This window comes from Xanthobacter sp. NM-25, assembly GCF_022138605.1.
Classification (GTDB): Bacteria; Pseudomonadota; Alphaproteobacteria; order Rhizobiales; family Xanthobacteraceae; genus Xanthobacter.
This window is the reverse complement of sequence record NZ_JACBFS010000001.1, coordinates 51,857-75,215: the sequence shown is the minus strand read 5'-3', so window position 1 is coordinate 75,215 and position 23,359 is coordinate 51,857. Positions and strand designations below refer to the sequence as shown.

General features: G+C 68.2%; 19 protein-coding genes and 1 tRNA gene. 5 read left to right on the top strand and 15 right to left on the bottom strand.

What is annotated here, in order from left to right:
• The first annotated feature begins 69 nt into the window (after positions 1–69).
• Positions 70–3,060 carry a DNA polymerase I gene (gene polA, locus MEU52_RS00375; RefSeq protein WP_238121937.1) on the top strand — a complete coding sequence of 997 codons (2,991 nt, stop codon included), beginning with the start codon at positions 70–72 and terminating at the stop codon, positions 3,058–3,060.
• 184 nt (positions 3,061–3,244) lie between these two features.
• Positions 3,245–4,678, top strand: a complete 1,434-nt coding sequence (gene cysG / locus MEU52_RS00370) for a siroheme synthase CysG (RefSeq protein ID WP_238122041.1) — start codon at positions 3,245–3,247, stop codon at positions 4,676–4,678.
• Between the two features lie 457 nt (positions 4,679–5,135).
• On the opposite strand, the gene MEU52_RS00365 is transcribed toward cysG, so the two are convergent.
• From MEU52_RS00365 to MEU52_RS00320, 10 genes are all read right to left on the bottom strand, one after another.
• Positions 5,136–5,906 carry an SDR family NAD(P)-dependent oxidoreductase gene (locus tag MEU52_RS00365; RefSeq protein WP_238121938.1) on the bottom strand — a complete coding sequence of 257 codons (771 nt, stop codon included), beginning with the start codon at positions 5,904–5,906 and terminating at the stop codon, positions 5,136–5,138.
• A 182-nt stretch (positions 5,907–6,088) separates the two neighbouring features.
• A complete protein-coding gene (purF, locus tag MEU52_RS00360; RefSeq protein ID WP_238121939.1) occupies positions 6,089–7,633 on the bottom strand; it encodes an amidophosphoribosyltransferase in 1,545 nt (514 codons plus the stop codon).
• Between the two features lie 23 nt (positions 7,634–7,656).
• Positions 7,657–8,367 carry a CvpA family protein gene (locus MEU52_RS00355; protein WP_238121940.1) on the bottom strand — a complete coding sequence of 237 codons (711 nt, stop codon included), beginning with the start codon at positions 8,365–8,367 and terminating at the stop codon, positions 7,657–7,659.
• Positions 8,368–8,500: 133 nt separating this feature from the next.
• A complete protein-coding gene (gene radA / locus MEU52_RS00350; RefSeq protein WP_238121941.1) occupies positions 8,501–9,991 on the bottom strand; it encodes a DNA repair protein RadA in 1,491 nt (496 codons plus the stop codon).
• Positions 9,992–10,270: 279 nt separating this feature from the next.
• Positions 10,271–10,546 carry a type II toxin-antitoxin system ParD family antitoxin gene (locus MEU52_RS00345; RefSeq protein WP_238121942.1) on the bottom strand — a complete coding sequence of 92 codons (276 nt, stop codon included), beginning with the start codon at positions 10,544–10,546 and terminating at the stop codon, positions 10,271–10,273.
• 153 nt (positions 10,547–10,699) lie between these two features.
• Complete coding sequence (gene alr / locus MEU52_RS00340) at positions 10,700–11,785, bottom strand: alanine racemase (RefSeq protein ID WP_337927629.1); 1,086 nt, start codon at positions 11,783–11,785, stop codon at positions 10,700–10,702.
• 89 nt (positions 11,786–11,874) lie between these two features.
• Positions 11,875–13,356, bottom strand: a complete 1,482-nt coding sequence (locus tag MEU52_RS00335; RefSeq protein WP_238121943.1) for a replicative DNA helicase — start codon at positions 13,354–13,356, stop codon at positions 11,875–11,877.
• A gap of 169 nt (positions 13,357–13,525) precedes the next feature.
• Entirely contained in the window at positions 13,526–14,905 is a 1,380-nt protein-coding gene (locus MEU52_RS00330) for a dipeptidase (RefSeq protein WP_238121944.1), read from the bottom strand.
• Between the two features lie 524 nt (positions 14,906–15,429).
• On the bottom strand, positions 15,430–15,876 hold the full coding sequence (locus MEU52_RS00325) for a hypothetical protein (protein ID WP_238121945.1): 447 nt from the start codon (positions 15,874–15,876) through the stop codon (positions 15,430–15,432).
• A gap of 192 nt (positions 15,877–16,068) precedes the next feature.
• On the bottom strand, positions 16,069–17,775 hold the full coding sequence (locus tag MEU52_RS00320) for a helicase HerA-like domain-containing protein (RefSeq protein ID WP_238121946.1): 1,707 nt from the start codon (positions 17,773–17,775) through the stop codon (positions 16,069–16,071).
• Between the two features lie 207 nt (positions 17,776–17,982).
• Between MEU52_RS00320 and MEU52_RS00315 the strand changes: the two genes are divergently transcribed.
• The 3 genes from MEU52_RS00315 to MEU52_RS00305 all read left to right on the top strand — a co-directional run bounded on the left by MEU52_RS00315 (position 17,983) and on the right by MEU52_RS00305 (position 19,046).
• Complete coding sequence (locus tag MEU52_RS00315) at positions 17,983–18,363, top strand: hypothetical protein (RefSeq protein WP_238121947.1); 381 nt, start codon at positions 17,983–17,985, stop codon at positions 18,361–18,363.
• Between the two features lie 100 nt (positions 18,364–18,463).
• The gene (locus tag MEU52_RS00310; RefSeq protein WP_238121948.1) at positions 18,464–18,871 is read left to right on the top strand and encodes a DUF4332 domain-containing protein; all 408 of its coding nucleotides are present in this window, start codon (positions 18,464–18,466) and stop codon (positions 18,869–18,871) included.
• Positions 18,872–18,970: 99 nt separating this feature from the next.
• Positions 18,971–19,046, top strand: a tRNA-Thr gene (locus MEU52_RS00305).
• A gap of 239 nt (positions 19,047–19,285) precedes the next feature.
• On the opposite strand, the gene MEU52_RS00300 is transcribed toward MEU52_RS00305, so the two are convergent.
• From MEU52_RS00300 to MEU52_RS00280, 5 genes are all read right to left on the bottom strand, one after another.
• Complete coding sequence (locus MEU52_RS00300; protein WP_238121949.1) at positions 19,286–19,759, bottom strand: hypothetical protein; 474 nt, start codon at positions 19,757–19,759, stop codon at positions 19,286–19,288.
• Positions 19,744–20,073 carry a peptidoglycan-binding domain-containing protein gene (locus MEU52_RS00295; protein ID WP_238121950.1) on the bottom strand — a complete coding sequence of 110 codons (330 nt, stop codon included), beginning with the start codon at positions 20,071–20,073 and terminating at the stop codon, positions 19,744–19,746. Before MEU52_RS00295 ends, MEU52_RS00300 begins: the two co-directional genes overlap by 16 nt.
• A 76-nt stretch (positions 20,074–20,149) precedes the next feature.
• Positions 20,150–20,944, bottom strand: a complete 795-nt coding sequence (locus MEU52_RS00290) for a hypothetical protein (protein WP_238121951.1) — start codon at positions 20,942–20,944, stop codon at positions 20,150–20,152.
• An 11-nt stretch (positions 20,945–20,955) separates the two neighbouring features.
• Positions 20,956–23,031, bottom strand: coding sequence for a hypothetical protein (locus tag MEU52_RS00285; protein ID WP_238121952.1), 2,076 nt, complete (start codon positions 23,029–23,031; stop codon positions 20,956–20,958).
• Positions 23,028–23,321: a hypothetical protein gene (locus MEU52_RS00280; protein ID WP_238121953.1), complete on the bottom strand. Its 294-nt coding sequence runs from the start codon at positions 23,319–23,321 to the stop codon at positions 23,028–23,030. The genes MEU52_RS00285 and MEU52_RS00280 overlap by 4 nt, the downstream gene beginning before the upstream one ends.
• Positions 23,322–23,359 lie beyond the last annotated feature (38 nt).

Below are 23,359 nucleotides of genomic sequence, written 5' to 3'. Positions count from 1 at the left end.
GCGGGGCGGGGGTGGGGCATCGTGCGGGCGCTTTGACCCGCGCCGCCCGGCGCCACGATGGATGTTGCCATGTCCCCTTCGCCCCGCTCGATCCAGCCCGGAGACCGCGTGTTTCTGGTGGATGGCTCCTCCTTCGTGTTCCGGGCCTATTTCCAGTCCATCAACCAGGACCGGAAGTACAATTTCCGCTCCGACCGGCTCCCCACCGGGGCGGTGCGCCTGTTCTGCACCAAGCTGTTCCAGTTCGTGCGCGACGGCGCGGTGGGCATCAAGCCCACCCATCTCGCCATCATTTTCGACAAGTCGGAAGATTCGTTCCGCAAGGCGCTCTACCCCCAGTACAAGGCCAACCGCTCCGATCCGCCGGACGAGCTCATTCCCCAGTTCCCGCTGATGCGCGAAGCGGTGCGGGCGTTTGGCCTCATCCCGGTGGAGCAGGCGCGCTACGAGGCCGACGACCTCATCGCCACCTATGCGGACCAGGCGGTGAAGGCGGGGGCGGAGGTGCTCATCGTCTCCGCCGACAAGGACCTGATGCAGCTCATCGGCCCCCATGTGGCCATGTATGACCCGGCCTCCGGCGAAAGCGGCGGGCGCGGGGCGCGGCCCGAGCGGCGCATCGGCGAAGCCGAGGTGGTGGAATATTTCGGCGTGCCGCCGGACAAGGTGGTGGATGTGCAGGCCCTGGCGGGGGATTCCACCGACAACGTGCCTGGCGTGCCCGGCATCGGCATCAAGACCGCCGCCCAGCTCATCAACGAATATGGCGACCTGGACACGCTGTTGGCCCGCGCCTCCGAGATCAAGCAGCCCAAGCGCCGCCAGTCGCTGCTGGAGAATGCGGAATCCGCCCGCATCTCCAAGCAGCTGGTGGAGCTGGTGCGCGATGTGGCGGTGGAGGTGCCGCTGGCCGATCTGGTGCTGGAGGAGCCCGACGCCCGGCCCCTGGTGGCCTTCCTGAAGGCCATGGAATTCACCACCATCACCCGCCGGGTGGCGGAGGCCTTCGGGGTGGATGCGGGCGCCATCGACCCCGACCCCAAGCTCGCCCCCCAGGGCCTGTTCACCCCCGGCGAGACGGAGGCGGAAGCGCCGCAGGCGGCCAAGGGCAAAGAGAAGGCGGCCGCGCCGGCGAGAAGTGGCGGCGTGGACATTCTGCCCAGGCCCTCGGAACTCGCCCATGCCCGCGCCGAGGCGGCGCGCGCCACGCCGGTGGACCGCAGCGCCTATCGCACGGTGAGCGATCTTGCCGAACTGAAGGACTGGTGCGCCCGCGCCATGGACCAGGGGGTGGTGGCCTTCGACACCGAGACCACTTCGCTCGATCCCATGTCGGCGGATCTGGTGGGCGTGTCTCTGGCGCTGGCGCCCAATGTGGCCTGCTACATTCCCCTGGCCCATGTGGGGGCGGGAGACGGCCTGTTCAGCGAAGGGCTGCTGCCGGGGCAGATCCCCCTGGCCGAGGCCATTGCTGTGCTCAAGCCGCTGCTGGAGGACACCGGCACCCTCAAGATCGGCCACAATGTGAAGTATGACGCGCTGATGCTGTCGCGCTACGGCATCACGGTGGCGCCAGTGGAATGCACCATGTGCATGTCCTACGCCCTGGATGCCGGCCTGCACGGCCATGGCATGGATGAACTCTCGGTGTTCCATCTGGGCCATACCCCCATCGCCTTCACCGAGGTGGTGGGCAAGGGCAAGGCGCAGGTGACCTTCGACAAGATCGCCCTGGAGCCGGCCACCCAATATGCGGCGGAAGACGCCGACGTGACCTTCCGCCTGTGGCTGACCCTGAAGCCGCGTCTCGTCGCCGAGGCCAAGACCACGGTCTATGAGACCCTGGAGCGGCCCCTCATCCCCGTGCTCACCCGCATGGAGGCGCGCGGCATCTCCATCGACAAGGCGCTGCTGGCGCGCCTGTCCTCGGAATTCGCCCAGGGCGCGGCCCGGGTGGAGGACGAGATTTCGGAGCTCGCCGGCGAGAAGATCAACGTGGGCAGCCCCAAGCAGATCGGCGACATTCTGTTCGGCAAGATGGGCCTGCCGGGCGGCTCCAAGACCCCCACGGGGGCCTGGTCCACCAAGGCCAACGTGCTGGAGGAGCTGGCGGAAACCGGCCACCCGCTGCCGCAGAAGATCCTGCAATGGCGCCAGCTCTCCAAGCTGCGCTCCACCTACACGGATGCGCTGCCCAATTTCGTGAACCGCGACACCCATCGCGTCCACACCTCCTATGCGCTGGCGGCCACCACCACCGGGCGCCTGTCCTCCTCGGACCCGAATTTGCAGAACATTCCGGTGCGCACGGAAGAGGGCCGGCGCATCCGCCGCGCCTTCGTAGCGGAGCCCGGCCATCTGCTGGTGTCGGCGGATTATTCGCAGATCGAGCTGCGGCTGCTCGCCGAGATCGCCGAGATCCCCACCTTGCGGCAGGCATTCCAGGACGGGCTCGACATCCACGCCATGACCGCGTCCGAGATGTTCGGCGTGCCGGTGAAGGATATGCCGAGCGAGGTGCGGCGCCGGGCCAAGGCCATCAATTTCGGCATCATCTACGGCATCTCGGCGTTCGGCCTCGCCAACCAGCTTGGTATTCCCCGCGAAGAGGCGGGGCAATACATCAAGAAGTATTTCGAGCGGTTCCCGGGTATCCGCGACTATATGGAAGAGACCAAGGCCTTCTGCCGCGAGCACGGCTATGTGGAGACCCTGTTCGGCCGGCAATGCCACTATCCCGACATCGCCGCCAAGAACCCCTCCATCCGCGCGTTCAACGAGCGCGCCGCCATCAACGCCAGGCTGCAGGGCACTGCCGCCGACATTATCCGCCGCGCCATGATCCGCATGGAGCCGGCCCTGGCGAAGGCCAAGCTCTCCGCCCGCATGCTGCTGCAGGTGCATGACGAACTGGTGTTCGAGGTGGTCGAGGGCGAGGCGGAAAAGACCCTGCCCCTGGTGCAGCAGGTGATGGAACAGGCCGCGCTGCCCGCCGTCGAGCTGAGGGTGCCCCTGAAGGTGGAGGCCCGCGCCGCGAAGAATTGGGACGAGGCACATTAAACTCAATAATAATGTGAATGATAAATATCACATATTTATGCGTTGAATATGCGGGTGCGCTCATTTAGTTTGTGAAATGAGCCGGCGGAAACGTCGGCCGTTCATGGACTGGAGTTGCGTTCCCGTGGTCGCCCCAAAGCTCGTTTCCGGCGCTGATGCCGTGTCTGCCCCCGATGCTGGCCGCATGGCGCCTCTGGCGCGCCTGCCCGTGTTCTTCGGCCTCAACGGGCGGCGCGTGGTGGTGGCCGGCCATGGCCGCGCGGCGAGCTGGAAGGCGGAACTGCTCTCCGCCGCTGGGGCGCGGGTGGAGGTGTTCGCGCCGGCGCCTTGCGCCGATCTCGCCCATCTGGCTGCCACACCGCCGCAGGGGCCGGTGACGCTGCACCCCCGCGCATTCGCCCCTGAGGATCTGACCGGCGTCGCGCTGGCGGTGGGAGCGTTCGAGGATGCGGAAGAGGGCGCGCGCTTCGCCGCCGCCGCCCGCGCCGCCGGGGTGCCGGTCAATGTGGTGGACGATCCGGCGCGCTGCGATTTCACCTTCGGTTCCATCGTCAATCGCTCGCCTCTGGTGGTGGGCATCTCCACCGATGGAGCGGCGCCGGTGTTCGCCCAGGCGGTGCGCGCCCGCATCGAGGCGCTGCTGCCGGCGGGTTTCAAGGCGTGGGCGGAAGCCGCCAAGGGCTGGCGCGCGGGCCTCAAGGACGTGGCCGCGCCGGCGCGGCGGGCCTTCTGGGAGCGCTTCAGCGCCCGTGCCCTCGCAACACCCCATGCGATGCCCGATGCGGACATCCAGGCGACACTCCTCGCCCCGCCGGCGCCGGCCGGCGGCTCCGTGGTTCTGGTGGGGGCGGGGCCGGGGGATCCGGAATTGCTCACCCTCAAGGCCGTGCGCGCCCTGCAGGCGGCGGACGTGGTGCTCTATGACCAGCTGGTGTCACCGGAGGTGCTGGATTTCGCCCGGCGCGAGGCCCGCAAGATGCTGGTGGGCAAGACCGGCTACGGCCCCTCCTGCAAGCAGGACGACATCAATGCGCTGATGGTGCGGCTCGCCCGTGAGGGCCGCCGGGTGGTGCGCCTCAAGGGAGGCGAGCCCATGATCTTCGGCCGCGCCGGGGAGGAGATCGCCGCCTGCCGCGCCGCCGGCGTGCCGGTGGAGGTGGTGCCGGGCATATCCACGGCCCAGGGGGCCGCCAGCCGGCTCGCCGCCTCCCTCACCCATCGCGACCACGCGCGGCGCCTGCAGTTCGTCACCGCCCATGCCCGCAACGGCCAGTTGCCCGAGGATCTCGATTTCGAGGCCCTGAGCGATCCCGGCGCCACCACCGTGGTCTATATGCCCCGCCACACTTTGGCGGCGCTGGTGGCGCGTCTCCTTCCGGCGGGGCTCGATGCCGCCACGCCGGCGGTGGCCATCTTCTCCGCCACCCGGCCGGATGAACACATCGTCAGCGCCCCCATCGGCCGTCTGGTGGAGGCGGTGCAGGCGGCGGTGGCCGCCGGCGCCACCGGCCCCTGCATCGTGCTCTATGGCTCCGCGCTGAGTGAGGCGGGGGTAGGCGATCAGACGCTTGGCGCGCTGGAGCCCGACGCACCCGCCCGCGCACGGGTGGCGGGCTGAGAGGGCATTTCGGCCGGATGGGGCACGGGGCCTTTGGCCCGTCCGCGCGGCAGTGGAAGCTGGCGCGATCGCGGCGACCGCGCTCTCCGCGATCGAGCCCGCATTTTCACGCGAAGCGGTGTCCACCCTGCGCGAAAATGCGCGAGGCGCTCTCGACCGCCAACGCATGTTATGCGGCTGATGCGCCGACCGAGCTTGTCCCGCCGCTGCTCCCTCTCCCGCTTGCGGGGGAGGGCTGGGGAGGGGGCAAGCGGGTGAGGCTGGGGAGGGGGCAAATCGTTGGGAGTTGCGCTCCGCCACCAGGCAAAGGTTACGCGTTGCGGACTACGCTGAAATGCGATGGTCGCCGTCTATGAGGCGGGCTTGCCCCCTCCCTGACCCTCCCCCGCAAGCGGGAGAGGGGATGCGCCTCTCCTACGGCCGCCTGTTGCAGGTATCCTGGCCCGCAGGCGTCGCCTCAGGCGGGCATCTGGAAGGACAGCAGCTTGCGCTGGGGGAAGTCGTAGAGCTTGCCGGTCTCTGTGAAGTCGGGCAGGCACAGGGGCAGGATGGCGGCGGCGGCCTCTTCCGGGGTCGGCAGCGTCATGGGGTCCTCCCCGGGAAACGCCTTGGCCCGCATCAGGGTGCGGATGGGTCCGGGGTTGAAGAGGTTCACCTTCAGATTGCCGTTGATGGCCTCCGCCGCCCAGGTGCGGGCCATCACTTCCAGCGCCGCCTTGGTGATGGCGTAGGGCCCCCAATAGGCCTTGGCCTTATGGGCCGCGCCGGAGGAGATCATCACAGCCCGCGCGCAGGTGGACAGCCGCAGCAGCGGATCGAATGAGCGCACGCAGCGCCAGTTGGCGGTGAGGTTCACCGCCACCGTGTCATCCCAGTCCTTCGGCAGCACGTGGCCGAGGGGAGAGAGCGGTCCCAGCACGCCGGCATTGGCCACATAGATGTCGAGCCGGCCATAGCGCTGGTAGAGCGCGCCGCCCAGCCGGTCGATGCCTTCGCCATCCTTGAGGTCGAGGGGCACCAAGGTGGCGCTGCCGCCGATGGCCTGAATGGCGTCGTCCAGTTCCTCCAGGCCCCCTTCGGTGCGGCCCACCGCCACCACATGGGCGCCGGCCTTGGCCAGAGCGAGGGCGGTCGCCGCGCCGATGCCCCGGGTGGCGCCGGTGACGAGGGCCACCTTGTCGGCCAGCGGCAGGGCAGGGGCATCGCCGGTGGGGCTGAGGTCGGTCATGAAAGCTCCGCGGGCGTTGGTGGTGCAGAGAGGAAGAGCCGCGTCAGGGGGCCCCTTGACGCGGCTATCGCGCGTCCGGCCGTCAGCGGGGCCGGTGCGGGCCTGTCGGCGCAGGGCGTGGCACGCCCGCGATGCCCTGGGGTGGGCCGCCGCGGCCGGTGTCGCCGACCGCGGCGCAGACCTCAGCTGGCTTCGGCGAGCAGCGACAATTGCTGTGCGCCGGCCGCGCATGAGCGGTCGGTCAGCGGGGTGGGATAGTCGCCGGTGAAGCAGTGGTCGGTGAACTGCGGCCGGGCTGGATCGCGCCCCTCATAGCCCATGGCGCGGTAGACGCCGTCCACGGTGAGGAAGGCCAGGGAATCCGCGCCGATATAGCGGCGCATGCCTTCCAGGTCGTGGGTGGCGGCCAGCAGCTTGTCCCGGTCCGGCGTGTCGATGCCGTAATAATCGGGATGGGTGATGGGCGGCGATGCGATGCGGAAATGCACCTCGCGGGCGCCGGCATCGCGCATCATCTGCACGATCTTCACCGAGGTGGTGCCGCGCACCAGGCTGTCGTCCACCAGCACGATGCTCTTGCCTTCCACCACCGAGCGGTTGGCGGAATGCTTCATGCGCACACCCTGGTCGCGGATGGTCTGGGTGGGCTGGATGAAGGTGCGGCCCACGTAGTGGTTGCGGATGATGCCGAGCTCGTAGGGGATGCCCGAATATTGCGAGAAGCCGATGGCCGCCGGCACGCCGGAATCCGGCACCGGCACGATCACGTCGGCATTGGCCGGGCTCTCCTGGGCCAGCACCTGGCCGAAGGTCTTGCGCACCTGGTAGACGGAACGCCCGCCCACCACGGAATCCGGGCGGGCGAAATAGATGTACTCGAAGATGCAGGGGCGGGCCGGCATCTCGGGGAACGGCTTGAACGACTGCAGCCCGTCCTCGTCGATGACGATGACCTCGCCATTCTCCACGTCGCGCACATAGCGCGCGCCGATGATGTCGAGGGCGCAGGTCTCCGAGGCGAGGATGGGCGAGCCTTCCAGGGTGCCGAGCACCAGCGGGCGGATGCCGAGGGGATCGCGGGCGCCGATCAATTTCTTGTTGGTGAGCGCCACCAGGGAATAGGCGCCCTCCAGGCACTGGATCGCGTCGATGAAGCGGTCGATGAAGCGCGGCTTCCGCGAGCGGGCCACCAGATGCAGGATGACTTCGGTGTCGGTGGTGGACTGGGTGATGGCCCCTTCCCGCACCAGCTGCTTGCGCAGGGTGAGGCCATTGGTGAGGTTGCCGTTGTGCCCCACCGCGAAGCCGCCGGCATCGAGCTCGGCGAACAGCGGCTGCACATTGCGCAGCAGGGTCTCACCGGTGGTGGAATAGCGCACGTGGCCGATCGCGGAATCGCCCGGCAGGCGATCGATCACCGCGCCGTCGGAGAAGGCATCGCCGACGAGGCCGAGGCGCCGTTCCGAGTGGAAGCGCCGGCCGTCGAAGGAGACGATGCCGGCGGCTTCCTGGCCGCGATGCTGCAGGGCGTGCAGGCCAATGGCCGTCACCGCCGCGGCGTGGGGGTGGTTATAGATGCCGAAGACCCCGCATTCCTCGCGCAGGCGGTCGCCATCGAGATCAAGGTCGATGGCGCGACCTTGTCCGGGCTCCTGGGCATGGGAACCATGGTCGGAGCCGTGGCTCCCTTCGGCGCCGTTCATGTCGTCCAGCTGTGTCCTGTCCATCCTGCACCTCCGCTCGGGCGACCTTACTGGCCGGTGCCGCGCGTGCTTTCCAGCAGCTGCTCAAAGCCCTGGCGATCCGTGCGCCGGTAGCCGGCGCTCCCTGCCGTGGATCCCGGGGCGGTGCTTGCCGCCATGGTCGTGCCCCCAAGGCCCGAACCGTCGTTCTGCGAACGCTGACCCGCTGCCGGTGCGGCGGGCGCATCGCCCTCCTCACCTGCGGGTGGCTTCTTGAACTTGTTCAAGATGGTGTTTTCAGGGTCATCCGGCAACTGGGCCATCAGCCAGTCACCCGCGCTTTCCAGCGCCGGACGCGATTTGGCGTCCACCACCCACGGCGGCTGGCTCTTGAGCGGCACCAGCCAATTGAAGAACATGAAAGCCACCACCATCACGAGCAGGCCGCGGGCGAGGCCGAAGCCGAAGCCCAAGGTGCGGTCCAGCGCGCCGATTCGGCTGTCGAGCACGATGTCGGAGATCCGCGCGGTGATGATGGAGGCGATCAGCAGCGTGCCGAGAAACAAGAGGCCCAGGGTGGCCGCCATGGCGGCGGTGTCCTGGGAGATATATTGTTTCACGTACGGCAGCGCCGGTTTGTAGAAATAGAGCGTCACGCCAGCGGCGACCGCCCACGACAGGATGCTGAAGACTTCGCGCAGCAGGCCCCGCACCATGGCGAGGACTCCTGAAATCAGCATCACGGAAATGACAATGATGTCGAGTAGCGTGACAGGCATCGGTGCATCGGTCCGTGGTCGGTGTGGGGCGACAGGCGCTCATCCTGCGGGTCCGCACCGCGTGGGGCCGCCGCGCGCGTGATATAGCCCGCACATCGGTCGGCGTCATCCTCCCCTTGCCCTTTATCTCAACTCAGTCCGCTTCGTCATCCCACGGGGTGGTGGTCGCGGCGATGGCGCGCTTGCCGGCGGGCCGGCGCGGACCATCCTCATCGGCGTCGTCCGCCTGTGGCTTGCGCATGGCTGCCTTACGCGGAGCGCGGGCGGCGATGCCCGCCACCAGCTGGGCGAGGGAGGAGATGGAGTCGATCTCCACCAGTCCGTCGGCGCCCTCCTGGCCGCCGGCGGGAATGACCGCGCGGGCAAAGCCGAGCTTGGCCGCCTCCTTCAGCCGGGCCGGCCCCTGGGAAACGGGGCGCACCGCGCCGGTGAGGCTGGCCTCGCCGAAATAGACGGCGTCCGCCGGCAGCGGGGCTCCGGTGAGGGAGGAGACCAGCGCCGCCGCCACCGCCAGATCCGCCGCCGGCTCGCCGATCCTGAGGCCGCCGGCGACATTCAGATAGACGTCGTGCCCGCCGAGGCGCACGCCGCAGCGCGCATCCAGCACCGCCAGCACCATGGAGAGGCGGTTGGGGTCCCAGCCCACCACCGCCCGGCGCGGCGTGCCGAGGGAGGAGGGGGCCACCAGGGCCTGGATCTCCACCAGCACCGGCCGGGTGCCTTCCATGCCGGCGAAGACGGCGGTGCCGGGCGCGCCGCTGTCGCGGTTGGAAAGGAACAGCTCGGAGGGGTTGGCCACCTCGCGCAGGCCACGCCCGGTCATCTCGAACACGCCAATCTCGTCGGTGGGGCCGAAACGATTCTTCTGCGCCCGCAGCACCCGGAACTGATGGCCGCCGTCCCCCTCGAAGGAGAACACCGCGTCCACCATGTGCTCCACCACCCGGGGGCCGGCGATCTGCCCATCCTTGGTCACATGGCCCACCAGGATCACGCAGGCGCCGGTCTGTTTGGCGTAGCGCACCAGCAGCTGGGCCGAGGTGCGCACCTGGGTCACCGTGCCGGGCGCGGATTCCACGCTGTCCGACCACATGGTCTGAATGGAATCGATGACCACCACATGCACCGGCGGACCCGAGGCGAGGGTGGCGAGGATGTTTTCGGCGTTGGTTTCCGCGGCGAGCCCCACCTTGGCGGCGGCCAGGCCGAGCCGCTGGGCGCGCATGCGCACCTGGTCCACCGCCTCCTCGCCGGAGACATAGACCACGTTCAGCCCGCGTGCCGACAGCGCCGCCGACGCCTGCACCAGCAGGGTCGACTTGCCGATGCCGGGGTCGCCGCCGATGAGCAGGATGGAGCCCGGCACGAAGCCGCCACCGGCCACCCGGTCGAGCTCGCCGATGCCGCAGACCATGCGGGGCGCGGGATTGCCGCCGCCTTCCAGGCTCTCGAGCGCGAAGGCGCGGCCCTTGCGGCTGGACCTTTGGGCGGCCGGCACGCTGGCCACCACCGCGACTTCCTCGGAAATGGTGTTCCAGGCGCCGCAGGCATCGCACTTGCCCTGCCAGCGGGAATAGACCGCGCCGCAGGATTGGCAGACGAAGGTGTGGTCGCGCTTGGCCATGACAGATCCGAAGGGCGGGCGGCCGAATCCGCCTCGCCTGCCGCACTCTAGACCATCACCCGCCGAAACTATCACGCGCCAAAGCGCGCGCCTACCCGCCGCCGGGCCGAAGGGGCATCCGGGGCGCTCCCCGATGCCCGCCGGCACGCACGCATCAAGACCTGCTCATCAGCATTGCTCATGAGCACGGTCGATCGTTGCCAGAGGCTCGTCGCCCAGCAGCGGGCTCTGCCGTGAGGGCACCGGGCCGGCCGCCGCATCCGGCTGGCCCCGTGCCGTTCAGCAGGCTTCGCGCAGGCCTGGCGCGCCGAGGCCGGAGCCGATCAGCCGCTCGATCTCGCGAAAGGTCTCATCCACGTCGAAGGCCAGCTTGCCGGCCTCCGCCGCCAGGGCGGAATGCAGGGCGCTGAGCTTCTCGCTGCGCTCCCGCTCGCGGGCCTCCAGCAGCGAGAGGGCGGCGCTGAGCACCGCATGGGGGCCGTCGAAACGGCCGGAGGAAACGAAACGGTCAATCAGGCCGGAATGCTCCGGCGACAAGGCGAATCGATCAGACATGAGGGCCTCCCCACGAACAGGCGGACGCTAGAGGTGTTCGCCGGGAAGGTCGAGAGGCCGCGTGCGCGGTGGGGGAGATAGAGGGGCGGTGTGGCGCGCGCGCCCCAGCCGGTGGCGCCGGGACGCGACGTCAGGTCCGCTCACGTCTCCCGCTCACGCCCCCACGTAGCGGCGCAGGTAGCGCTTGCCGAGGCTGGTGAGCACCTCATAGCCGATGGTGCCCGCCGCGGTGGCGAGATCATCGACGCCGATGCCGTCGCCCAGGAACACCGCGGGATCGCCGCGCCCGACGGTGCCGGGCGGCAGGTCGGTGATGTCGAGGGTGGCGAGATCCATGGAGATGCGCCCCACCAGGGGGCAGGGCTGGCCGCCCAGCATGGCCACCGCGCCGGCCTTCGCCGCCTTGCGTTCGTCGGTGGAGCCGGCGGCGCGGAAGAAGCCATCCGCATAGCCGATATGGACGGTGGCGAGCCGGCTGTCGCGTTGCAGGCGCTCGGTGGCGCCGTAGCCCACCGTTTCCCCCCGCGCCACATCCAGCACCTGGATCACCTTCGCCTCCAGCCGCACCACCGGCTTCAGCGGTGGCACGCCGTTGATGGCGACGCCGCCGTAGAGAAAGATGCCGGGCCGCACCAGGTCGAAGCGAAAATCCCGGCCCATCAGGGTGCCGGCGGAATTGGCCAGCGAGGCCTTCACCCGCGGGAAGCGGCGCGCCACATCGGCGAACACCAGCCGCTGCCGGGCGGTGAGCGGATGGCCGGGGGTGTCGGCACAGGCCAGATGGCTCATGATCAGGCTCGGCTTGAAGCCGAGGGTGGGCATGGTCTCCGCCAGTCGCACCGCCTCATCGAGGGCGATGCCCAGGCGATGCATGCCGGTATCCACATGAATGGCCGCCGGCCGGCTCACGCCGCTGTCGCGGCAGGCCGCGCTCCATTCGGCGATTTCCGGCTCCGAGCCCAGCACCGGGCGGATCTCATGGGCGGCGAACTGCGGCGCCGTGCCCGGCAGCAGGCCGTTCAGGGCGTAGATGGTGGCCTCGGGCAGCAGCCTGCGCAGCGTGAGCGCCTCATTGAGATGGGCGACGAAGAAGGTGCGGGCCCCCGCGCGCCACAGCACCGGGGCCACCTGAGCGATGCCGAGCCCATAGGCATCCGCCTTCACCACCGCCGCGCATTCCGCCGGGGCGGCGAGGGCGGAAAGGGTGCGCCAGTTCTCGGCGATGGCGGCCAGATCAATGGTGAGGATGGCGCCGGCATCGCGCGCGTCACGCGCGGCCTGCTCCGGATCCTCCGCTGGTGTGGGGGGCGAGGGCAGGGGGGTGCCGCTCAGTCCCGGTTCGGCAGGTGATCCTCCCGCGCCAGGTTCGAGAAGCGGGTGAACTGGGGTTCGAAATGCACCTTCACCGTCCCCGTCGGGCCGTGACGCTGCTTGCCGACGATGATTTCCGCCGTGTTCTCCGCGGCCTTCATGTCGATCTCCCACTTGAACCACTCCTCTGTGCCCTGCTTCGGCTCGCGACTCTTGAGATAGTACTCCTCGCGAAACACGAACATGACCACGTCGGCGTCCTGCTCGATGGAGCCGGACTCACGCAGGTCGGACAGCTGCGGCCGCTTGTCGTCCCGGCTCTCCACCTGACGGGAGAGCTGCGACAGCGCCATAATGGGCACTTGCAGTTCTTTCGCCAAGGCTTTCAGGCCGGTGGTGATCTCGGTGATCTCCTGAACCCGGTTCTGCGACGACGACTTGCTGGAGCCGGACAGGAGCTGGAGATAGTCCACCACCATGAAATCGAGCCCGCGCTGGCGCTTCAACCGCCGTGCCCGCGCCACCAATTGGGCGATGGAGATGCCGCCGGTGTCGTCGATATAGAGCGGAATGGACTGCATGGTCTGGGCGGCGGCGGCGAGCTTGGAGAACTCGGCCTCGGAGATGTCGCCACGGCGGATCTTGTAGGAGGCGATCTCGGCCTGCTCGGCGAGAATACGGGTGGCCAGCTGCTCCGACGACATTTCCAGCGAGAAGAAGCCGACCACGCCGCCCGACACCGCCTCGATGGAGCCATCGGCCCGTTGCTCGCCGCGATAGGCGGCGGCGATATTGAAGGCGATGTTGGTGGCGAGCGAGGTTTTGCCCATGGCCGGACGGCCGGCCAGGATGATCAGATCCGACGGCTGCAGGCCGCCCATCTGGTGGTCGAGGTCGTCGAGGGCGGTGGCGATGCCCGACAGATGCCCGTCACGCTGGAAGGCCTTGGAGGCCATGTCCACGGATTCGCGCAGCGCGTCGCCGAACTTCAGGAAGCCACCATCGTAGCGGCCGGTCTCGGCGATCTCGTAAAGGCGCTTTTCCGCCTGCTCGATCTGCTCCTGCGGCGAGGCTTCGACACCGGCGTCATAGGCCTCGTTGACGATTTCCTCGCCGATCTGGATCAGGTCGCGGCGCACCGACAGATCGTAGATGGCCCGGCCGTAATCCTCGGAATTGATGATGGTGGTGGCTTCCGCCGCCAGCCGGGCCAGGTACTGCGGGCCGGTGAGGCCGCCGATGTCGAGCTCAGCCGGCAGGAAGGTCTTGAGGGTGATCGGGGTGGCGATTTTTCCGGCCCGGATCAACGCGCCCATGATCTCGAACAGCTTGCCGTGCAGCGGCTCGAAGAAGTGGCGCGGCTCCAGAAAGTCGGAGACACGGTAGAAGGCCTCGTTGTTGACCAGGATGGCGCCCAGCAGCGCCTGCTCCGCTTCCAGATTGTGCGGCGCCTGGCGATAGGAGGGGTCGAGGTCCCCTTTGTCGAGAAGATCGAGCATGGTCACGAGTCCACAGCTTGGAGGCCTCGTTTAGCAGACAGGACCCTTAAGAGTCCGTGCCGAAGACCCCCAGGCGGCCGGATTCCGGCCCACCGCCCGGGGGAAATCTTGCACCGTTGATAAGTCTGGGGATAGCGGCGATAACTTTTTTCGCGCGTCCCCCGCCGCCTCACGCCAGGGCGCTCAGAATGCGCACCCAGCTGCGCGTGCCCTTGTGGAACGAGCTGAGGTCATACTTCTCATTGGGCGCGTGCACCCGGTCGTCATCGAGGCCGAAGCCGATCAGCAGCGTATCGACCCCGAGCCGCTGCTTGAACTGGCCGACGATGGGAATCGACCCACCAGTGCCGATGGTCACCGGCTTCACCCCCCATTCCTGTTCCAGGGCCGCCGCCGCCTTGGCGAGGTCCGGGCTGTCCGGCGGCACCAGGAAGGCGCGGGCGCCGTCCCCCTCGCTCAGCTCCATGGTGCAATCCGCCGGCAGCCGCGCGCGGACGAAGGCGGCAAAGGCCGCCCACAGCTTGGCGGGGTCCTGATCCGCCACCAGGCGGAAGGAAATCTTGGCCGTGGCCTTGGACGGGATGATGGTCTTGGTGCCCTCGCCGATATAGCCGCCGTAGATGCCGTTCACCTCGAAGGTGGGGCGGGACTGGATCTGCTCGATCAGCATGCGGTCGCGCTCGCCCACCGGAATCGACAGACCCACCGGGCCGAGAAAGCCCTCGGCCGAGAGGTTGAGGCTTCTCCAGCGCTCGCGCACCGCTTCGGGCATCTCGCGGACCTCGTCGTAGAAGCCCGGGATGGCCACACGGCCGTCGGCATCATGGGCATCGGCGAGGATGCGCGAGAGGAGATGGATGGGGTTGGCGGCGGCCCCCCCGTAGAGGCCGGAATGCAGGTCGCGATTGGCCCCGTGGATGGTCAGCTCGGTGTGGAGAATGCCCCGCAGCGAGGTGGTGATGGAGGGGGTCTTGGGGTCCCACATGCCGGTGTCGCACACCAGCGCCAGATCCGCTCCGAGCGCACCCGCATGGGCGGAAAGGAACGCCGGCAGGCTCGGCGAGCCGCATTCCTCCTCGCCCTCCAGCATGATCGTCACATCCACCGGCAGCCGGCCCCCGCTCTCCTTGAGCGCCCGCAGGGCACCGAGGAAGGTGAGCACCTGCCCCTTATCATCCGCCGCCCCACGGGCCACGATGGTGCGCCGGCCATCGGCGGTTTCGCCGAAATGCGGCTCGAAAGGAGGATCCTGCCACAGGTTCAGCGGGTCCACCGGCTGGACGTCGTAATGACCGTAGAACAGCACCCGGCGGGCTGCGCCGGTATCGGTCCGGCCGATCACCACCGGGTGACCCTTGGTCGGGTGGACTTCGGCGGGGATGTCGAGGCTCGCCAGCTCCGCCGCCACCCATTGCGCCGCATCCTGGCAGGCCGCCGCATGTGCCGGATCGGTGGAGATGGAGGGAATGCGCAGAAAGGCAAACAGCCGCTCCAGCGCCCCATCCAGCCCCTGGTCCACCGCCTGTAGCGCTGCATCTACCGCCGTCATCACTTGCCTCCTGCCGCCGCCACGATGCCGCGCATCGCCTGCGTGATTCCCGGCGGATGCTGGCGCCGGGGACGCCGGCGGGCAAGACATGATTGGCGAAGGGCCATCAGCCAAGCATGACAGTCAAGCATGACAGCCAAGCATGAGCGACAGGCGGGGCGGCTCAACCCCGCTCTCCCCTTTGGTGGAGAACCGGCGGGCCAGCCCGCTCGCTCTAGCGGCCAAGCGTGGCCTCCGACTGACGTCTCGAAGCTGGGCGGGCAGGGCGGAGGTGCAGGTCGAGAGGGAGGCCGCTGCTCGCCCGCCCGTCCTGTGTTCCGGCCGAACCTGCCCGTCATACGGAGTTCAGGTCGGCCGTATCGTCGTAAAACCGGCAAGCCGCGCGCGCAGGCCTTGGCTCCCCGCCACGCCCCCCCGGGATCCAACGTGCCCAATGCCACGCGCACGCGCTGTCCGAGAGTGCTCCGTCTGTGAGCGCTCCCGCGCGCCCCGGCGATCGGCCTGGGGCGCCGGGACCGCCGTTTTCAGTTGGTCGGGACGAGGGCTGCTGCGGGCTCGCTGGCAACGCGAGGCGCATCCGGCGCCAGGCTGCGCACCACGCGCCGGGCCCGCTGCATGACCGAACCAATCCGCCGATACAGCAGGCGCGGGGCCAGTGGCGCCCCCACGGCTGCGTCGTATCCGCCGCGCGCCGCCAGGCGCATCAACGCCTGGGTGGGGAGCTCCGCGATCAGGATGGTGGGCACACCATTGCCATCCCGAAAGGGGTTCTCTGGCGCCTGATCCGGGTCATCGGTATGGACGACCAGAACGTCGACGGCACCCTGAAACTGCGGCTCGGCGGCCTCGGCGGTGGAGGCCGCCTCCAGAACCGCACCGACGCCGAAGGCCGTCAGGGCAAGCCGCAGCGCATCGCGCCGGTCGGATTGGGAATCAACGAGAAGAATGCGGGCGGTGGGTAACACCTTCATAAGGCGCTCCGATGAACTGTGCGCCGAGCGTCATGGTTCTCACACGACGCTCACGCATCAATGAACCTCCAGCACGACCCCGCAATCGCACCGGTAACATGGGAGATTATCTCTTCGGCACCCCTGAGGCAACCGCCCCCTACCTGGGTCGGGTGTTACTTTTTGGCCGGATATGGTAACGGGTGGCCGCGCTCAGCGGCTCAGATTGCCCAGGATTCCGCGCAGGATCGCGCGCCCCAGCTGGGTGCCCACTTGGGTGGCGACCGAGCGGGCGACCTGCCGCACCACCACTTCTGTCGTCGACATGCGGGTGCTGCTGCGGCCGGTTTTGGGCACGGAGCTTTTGGGCACCGAACTGCGGGTGGACTTGGTACCGGCCGTGCGCGGCGTCGGGGTATTTCCCTGCGGCAGGGGCTCGGTGCGAACCTCGGGCCGCCCCAGCACCGTGCCGAGCACCGCATCGAGCAGGCCGCCGCCGGCGGAGGTGATGACAGAGCCTGCCGCGCCGCTGGGGGCGGAGGGCGAGGCGGGGGCAGAGGCGGGAGCTGTGCTCCTTTGCTCTGCGCGCCGCTGCAGCATCTCGAAGGCAGAATCGCGGTCCACCGGCGTGTCATAGGCATGACCGACGGGGCTGCGCGCCATCACCGCCGCCCGTTCCGCCTCGGTGATGGGCCCGACCCGCGCCGCCGGCGGGCGGACCAGGGTGCGCTGCACGACGGACGGCACGCCATTGCCTTCCAGGGTCGAGATCAAGGCCTCGCCCTTGCCCAGCTCCATGATGACCTGGGCGGTGTTCAGCTTCGGGTTGGGCCGGAAAGTCTCCGCGGCCGCCTTCACCGCTTTCTGATCTCGCGGGGTGAAGGCCCGCAGGGCGTGCTGCACCCGGTTGCCGAGCTGCGCCAGCACGCTTTCGGGCACGTCGAGGGGATTTTGCGTGACGAAATAGACCCCGACGCCCTTCGAGCGGATCAGCCTCACCACCTGCTCGACTTTCTCCAGTAGGATCTTGGGCGCTTCGTCGAACAGCAGGTGCGCCTCATCGAAGAAAAAGACGAGCTTCGGCTTGTCCGGATCACCCACCTCCGGCAGCTGCTCGAACAATTCGGACAGTAGCCACAGCAGGAAGCATGCATAAAGCCGCGGCGACGACATCAGTTTGTCCGATGCCAGAACCGAGATGGTTCCATATCCCGTGCGGTCGATCCGCATCAGGTCGTGAATATCGAGAGCGGGCTCGCCGAAGAATTTGTCGGCGCCCTGGTTTTCCAGCACCAGAAGCTGCCGCTGAATGGCCCCCACCGTCTGGGAGGAGACATTGCCATATTGCGTGGTGAGGCTGGCGGCGTTTTCCGCCACATAGGCCAGCATCGCCCGCAGGTCCTTGAGGTCCAGCAATAGCAGGCCCTGCTCGTCGGCCAGCCGGAAGGCGATGTTGAGCACGCCTTCCTGGGTATCGTTGAGGCCCATCAGGCGCGCCAGCAGGAGCGGACCCATCTCCGAGACCGTGGCGCGGATGGGATGGCCCTTCTCGCCGAACACATCCCAGAAGATGACCGGGAAGCTGTCCGGCTGATAGGTGATGCCCACCTCGGCCGCGCGCTTCAGCAGGAAATCCTTGGCCTCGCCGATGGCTGCGATGCCCGAGAGGTCGCCCTTCACATCCGCCGCGAACACCGGCACGCCGGCCCGGGAGAAGCCTTCGGCCAGCACCTGGAGGGTCACCGTCTTGCCCGTTCCGGTGGCGCCGGTGACCAGGCCGTGGCGATTGGCAAGGTGCAGAGCAAGGTATTCACCGCCTTCCACCACGCCGGTGCTGGCCGTTTTGCCGCCGGTGGGGGGCTCCAGCCGGCCAAGGAAGATCTTGCCGTCCATATCCGGGCTCGAAACGGGCTGTGTCATGGCGCATCCCTCGGCCGCGAGCGGCCGGCTGGGGGTGAATCGGTTCCTAGATTTCTCGCGCGCTTGGGGGCGCAGGGGCAAGGGGCTTGTGCCCGTCCGTCGGCTGCCCCGCGGCTAGCCCGTGGCCATCCCGTGGCCTCTTGCGTCCCAGGACAGCCCCCGGCAAGGTGCGGCCCCTCTCATGCGATGCGGCGCAAGGAGATCCCGATGGACGATTTGATCGCCCGACTGACGCAGCACCTCGATGTCTCGCCGGGCACGGCCCGCAGCCTGGTCGGCATCGTGCTCAAATTCCTGTGTCATGAGGCGCCCCACGAGGCGCTGGCCCCGCTGCTGGCGGCGCATCCCTGGATTCCCGAGGTGCTCGCCGCCACGCCGGAGGAGCCGGCACCGGCGCTATCGGAACGCCATTTCGGTGGTGTCGCGCGGCTGATGCATGTGGCCGATCGCATGATGGCGCAGGGCCTCACCATGCCGCAGGTGCAGGAGGCGGTGCGCGACATCGTCGCCTATGCCCGCGAAAGCGTAGGCGATGCGGAAATCGACGCGGTGGTGCGCGCGGTGCCCGGTCTGCGGCAGGTTCTGTGAGCGGGGTGTCATGTCGGGGCGCCCGGTGACTTGCAATTGACGCAGGTTGTGCCCTGATAGCGGCGTCTTGCTTGGGAATCGCGTGTTCGGGAGGAAAGACATGTCCTATCCGGTCATTGACATCGAAGGCATCGGGCCGGTCTTCGCGGAGAAGCTGAAGGGGGTCGGCATCCTGACCACGGCGGATCTGCTGGCGGCGGCCGCGAGCCCCAAGGGGCGTCAGGACCTGGCCGCGAAGACCGGGATTGAGGCGCCGCGCATCCTCAAATGGGCCAATATGGCGGATCTGATGCGGGTAAAGGGCATCGGTGAGGAGTATTCCGAGCTGCTGGAAGCCGCTGGCGTGGACACGGTGAAGGAGCTGAAGACCCGCAACCCCGCCAATCTCACCAAGGCCATGGCCGAGGTGAACGCCACTAAGAAGCTGGTGCGCGCCCTGCCGGCGGAAAGCATGGTGGCGCGCTGGATCGAGGAGGCGAAGACCCTGCCGGCGGTGTTGACCTATTAGGGCTGGCGCGCGGATCCCGCGAAAGGGTGCGGCGCGGCTGGGGTCGTCCACAGCCTTCCCCTTGAAAATGCCGGATGGTGCCCGTATGAGAAGCGGCGTGCCGCGGTAGCTCAGCTGGTAGAGCAACGCATTCGTAATGCGTGGGTCGGGGGTTCGAATCCCTTCCGCGGCACCATCTTGCCATCCGACAGCGGCTGGCGATCCGAGACCTTCCATTCAATCGGCGATTTCAGGATGTGCTGCGGCGCTTTGCGCCTGCGCGCGTGCTGTGGCGCGCCCGCGTGGCGCCGTTGGCTTCGCTTGGATGGAGGGGGGCGCCGTGGCGACGGGCGAGCGGGTGCACGGCCGCCGGTGGGTGGCGGTCGCGCGGTGGCGATGGGTGTCCGCGCGGCGCGTGGCCTCAGGCGCGTGGCCTCAGGCGCTTGGCGCCGATCGCAACAGTGGGGCTGCCGCGGCGAGGGCCGCCTCGCGTGAGGGCACAAGTCGGAGGGGGAAGGCATACATTCGGGCGACGGTGCGGATGCGGCCGTCCAGCTCTGCGGCCAGTTTCTCGTCCCGCACCAGATAGAGATAGCCCCGGCAGTGTGCATTGAGCCGAGCCCGGTGCGCTTTCAGCCAGACAGTCGCGGCCTTCTCATCCGCATGGGGCTCGTCGTCATGGTCGTGCGTTGGTGGAATCCAGACCATCACGAAAGGGGTTTCCTGCGCCAGCACCCGGGTCACGCCGCTCAGCAGGCGCTCGACGCGGTCGGGCTCGCCGAGTTCGGGAAAATGGGCGAACACCACCGGCCACGACGTAGTGTCGAACAACCGCGGGTCGAGATCGGAGTGTAGCGCGCAAAATCGAATGTCAGCGCGCGCAAGATCGAATGTCAGCGCCGCGCCCACGACATGATGGTGCTGTTGGAGCGCGCGCCGGGGATTTCCTCGACCCCCCGCAGCCGCTTGGCCTCAGCCAGCCAGGGCAGCAGCGGGGTTGCGCTCACGCCCACATCGGCGCCCGTCCGCGCCGCATAGGCCGCGGCGAGCGCCGCCTCGGTCTTGGGGCCGACCGTGCCGGGGTAGACCACATTAAGCCCAGCCGCTCGCTGGAACGCCGCCACCGCATCGGTGGTCCGGCGGCCGATGGCGCCGTCTGCACCGGTGGGGCCGATGTCATAACCCAGCGCCTGCAACATGCGCTGCATCTCGATAACCTGCATTGGGGTGTCCTTTCAGGCAACAAAAAGGCCGCCACTTGGGCGGCCATCCATCTGTGGCGGAGATGCAGTGCAACCGTTACGGAGCGGCGATGCCGTAACGGGTGCCGAGGTAGTCCTCAATCGTCGCACGCAAGTCCGCATGCGCGGTAGCGTGCAGCGCGACAGGCAGGATCATGATCTCGGCAATGTCGCCGCCCCCGACACGGCCCGACGAGGCGGTGCCGGCAGCACCCACGTGCAGCGTGCCCTCCGTGTTGACGACGGCGCCAAACCCGGTGGTGGAGATGCGCTCATACTCGCCACGCTGGATCCGAAACGATGACGACTTAGCGTCATTGTCCCAAGACGCGAGCACGAGGCTGGGGCCGCCCGCATAGGGTCGGTAGTAGCTGGAGACAGTGCCCGTATTGGTCTGCACCGTCGTGCCACCGATCAAAAATGTAAATGCCCCGAGGCTGCTCTGCGATATGACGGTGAGGCCCGCATCGTTGTCATTGCCCACGAGGTTGGCGTTGTCGCTCGGGCCGTGGCGCCCCACCAGGGCGATCGTAAACGAGCTGTTGGTGGGCAGCTTGCCTGCCGCCCTCATATCGCCGGATGACGCCCCCTCCGCCCCGTAGACAAGCGCCGGCTTGCCGTTATAGGCGGCCATGTCCGTCCGCGTCGGCGCGACCGTGACCGGGGCCAGCCGCGTGGTGCTCCCCATCCGATCGGTGAGCCCGGCAGACTCGTCCCAGCCGTCCGCCGCCCTGTACCAGGCGGAGACCATGCCAGAGTTGTAGAGTGCAATCTCGGCATCGGTGATGTCGAGCGGCGAGAGGGCCGCCGCATCGGCGGAGACATAGGGCAGGCGCGTGATGATCGTACCCATTGAGGGCCTCGTCAGATGTTGGGGAGGGTGATGGTCTCGTGACAGGCCCAGTAGTAGAGGTCCGTCGAGGTCAACGTGTCCGTGTAGAACGCCGTCGCGGATCGGATCGCCGAGCGTGGCCCCTCGGTGGAGCCTGAGCCCCCCTCCGTGCGATAGGCCGCCACAAAGACCCGGGGCCGCAGTCCCGTCGGTGCCGCGGAGAGGGTGACCTCGATTGTGTCGGCGGAGACAAGCGCAATGCCGGTGACGGTCGGCGGGCTCCCCGAGCCGTCGGCAAACGTCACGCCACGGCCGGCGCCAAGGGTCGAGATGAGCACCAGATCGTCCGTCGTCTCCAGTGCCAGGGCCTTGGAGTAGCGCAGGCGGATGGTCGTGGTGGTCTGCCAATACGCCTCCACCACCCGCAGGGCCCGCTGGTAGGGGCCAAACAGATCATCGACGATGGCCCGCCCGTCGAGGCACCCAAGCCAGCGATAGCCGCGCGCCAAGAGGTGGGCATGGTCGGACGCCGGTGGAGACTGGTAGCTCGGGCCGACGCAGCGGATCATGGGGTTGCGATCCTCCGCCGCCAGCACCGCCAGCGCCGGGGCGCCAGGCGGGCCGATCACCCCGTTTGCGGCCCGGTTGGTCTGCGCCGCATACATCCGCACTCGGGTGGTCTGGCCGGTAATCTTGCGGATGTCCTCCTCAAGGTGCATCTGGAGCTGATCCAGCGCACGGCCGTACAGCGCCTCGGGCAGTCCGTCGGAAAAATCCTGCTCCCCGTGGTGCAGCTGGACGGCAAGCACCTCCAGTTTGCGACCCAAGCCGCCGGAGATCTCATATCCCCGCCGCACCAGGCGCATGGCCTCATTGTAGGTCGCGGAGCCCCTCTTGAGGCCCAAGTCTGAGGCGCTCGGGCCGCCGTAATAGGCGGTCCCATCCCGGGCCGCCGTGGTCCAGATGATGCGCGGCTTGCGCCCCAGATTGGCCTGCAGCGTCGTCATGATGACGTCGGCCATGCCAGAGCACACGGTCTCTTGCCCCTCAGGAGACCCACCAACAGACTCCGCCAGATCCACATAAGACGAGACGAGTGCCCCCTGGGGACGGCTCCCGGCATCAAACATGAGGGCCGCGCCGGGATGCTGCGGTGTGGTCGTGACCGTGGGGTCGCTCTCGCTGTAGGGGGCGCCCCCCGCCCATGACTGGCCCATCACAATGATCATGTAATCCACGTTGGCATCGGCGCTGAGGAGCGCGTGGCCCGTGGTGTATTGGTAATCGTAATCGACGCTGTCGCTGCCGCCGCTGGCGCTGCCCCCAGACACCTGGGAGAGGGTGCCGGAGACCGCGCGCCACAAGGTGCCATCAGTCTGCCAGCCGGTGACGATCCGTCCCGTGGCATCGACCTCCACCTCTCGCCAATCACCCACCAGTGGGGCATCCCCCCCGTGCTGCCGCACGGTCGGGTCAAGGTCGCGCACCAGATCCCCGTCAACCGCGATCCAAGACGAGAGGTCCGTCATCTGCCCCTTGACGATCCGTCCCGTCGCGTCGACCTCCACCTCTCGCCAGTCGTCCACATTGGGGATCACATCCACCCGCCCGAGGTTGGCAAGGGCTGCGGCCATCCGGCGCCCGGTCATGACACCGGTGCCGATCATCGCCGCAGCGTCCGCCTCACTCGCCTCTGCCACGTCGATGGTGCGGTTGGCGGCGATGGAGCCTCCCCCGCTTGCCAGGCCGCTCCCGGTGATAGTGATGGCATCGAGGATCGCCGGGACGTCGGCGCTGACCAACGGAGGCGGCGCAACATATGTCCAGCCCCCTGCACCCGCCTCGGTCTTGAGATAACGTCCGGCGCCACCATCGCCGACCGCGCCGCTGGTCACCTCGGCGATGGTGCCCGCCGGGGCGGTAAGGTCGCCCACCATCTCCGCATAGGTCTGATAGCCGCGGTAAGCCCCTACGGAGGCCACCCCAACCAGGCCCGCCAGATCCTGGATGGAGATCAGGCCGGCACTCTGGGCACCGTCGATGCACAGCACCGAGACGGCGACCGTAACCGGCGGCAGCGTGGCGACAGACTGGCCGGGCTCGCTCATGCCGCACCCCCAAACTTGCAGGAGGGTGACGCCGGATCCACCGCGTAGGCGCCGAAGTCGGGCGCGGCGGCATCTGCGCCGTGCCACAGGACATTGACATGGTCGGGTGAGCCGGGGCGGCGACCATTGTCCGCCAAGAAGTCGACGTCATAACGCACGCCGTCGCACCGTCCTGCGGTGAGCCGCTCGCGCCCACCGACCTCCTCGGCCGAACTCACATACCCCAGCCGCGCACCAAGCTCCGTAAGTGCTTCGGCGCGGCTTGAAAAGACAAGGTAGATGACACGCATGAGACCCTCCAATTCTGACTGCAACCGCGCGGCGGCGG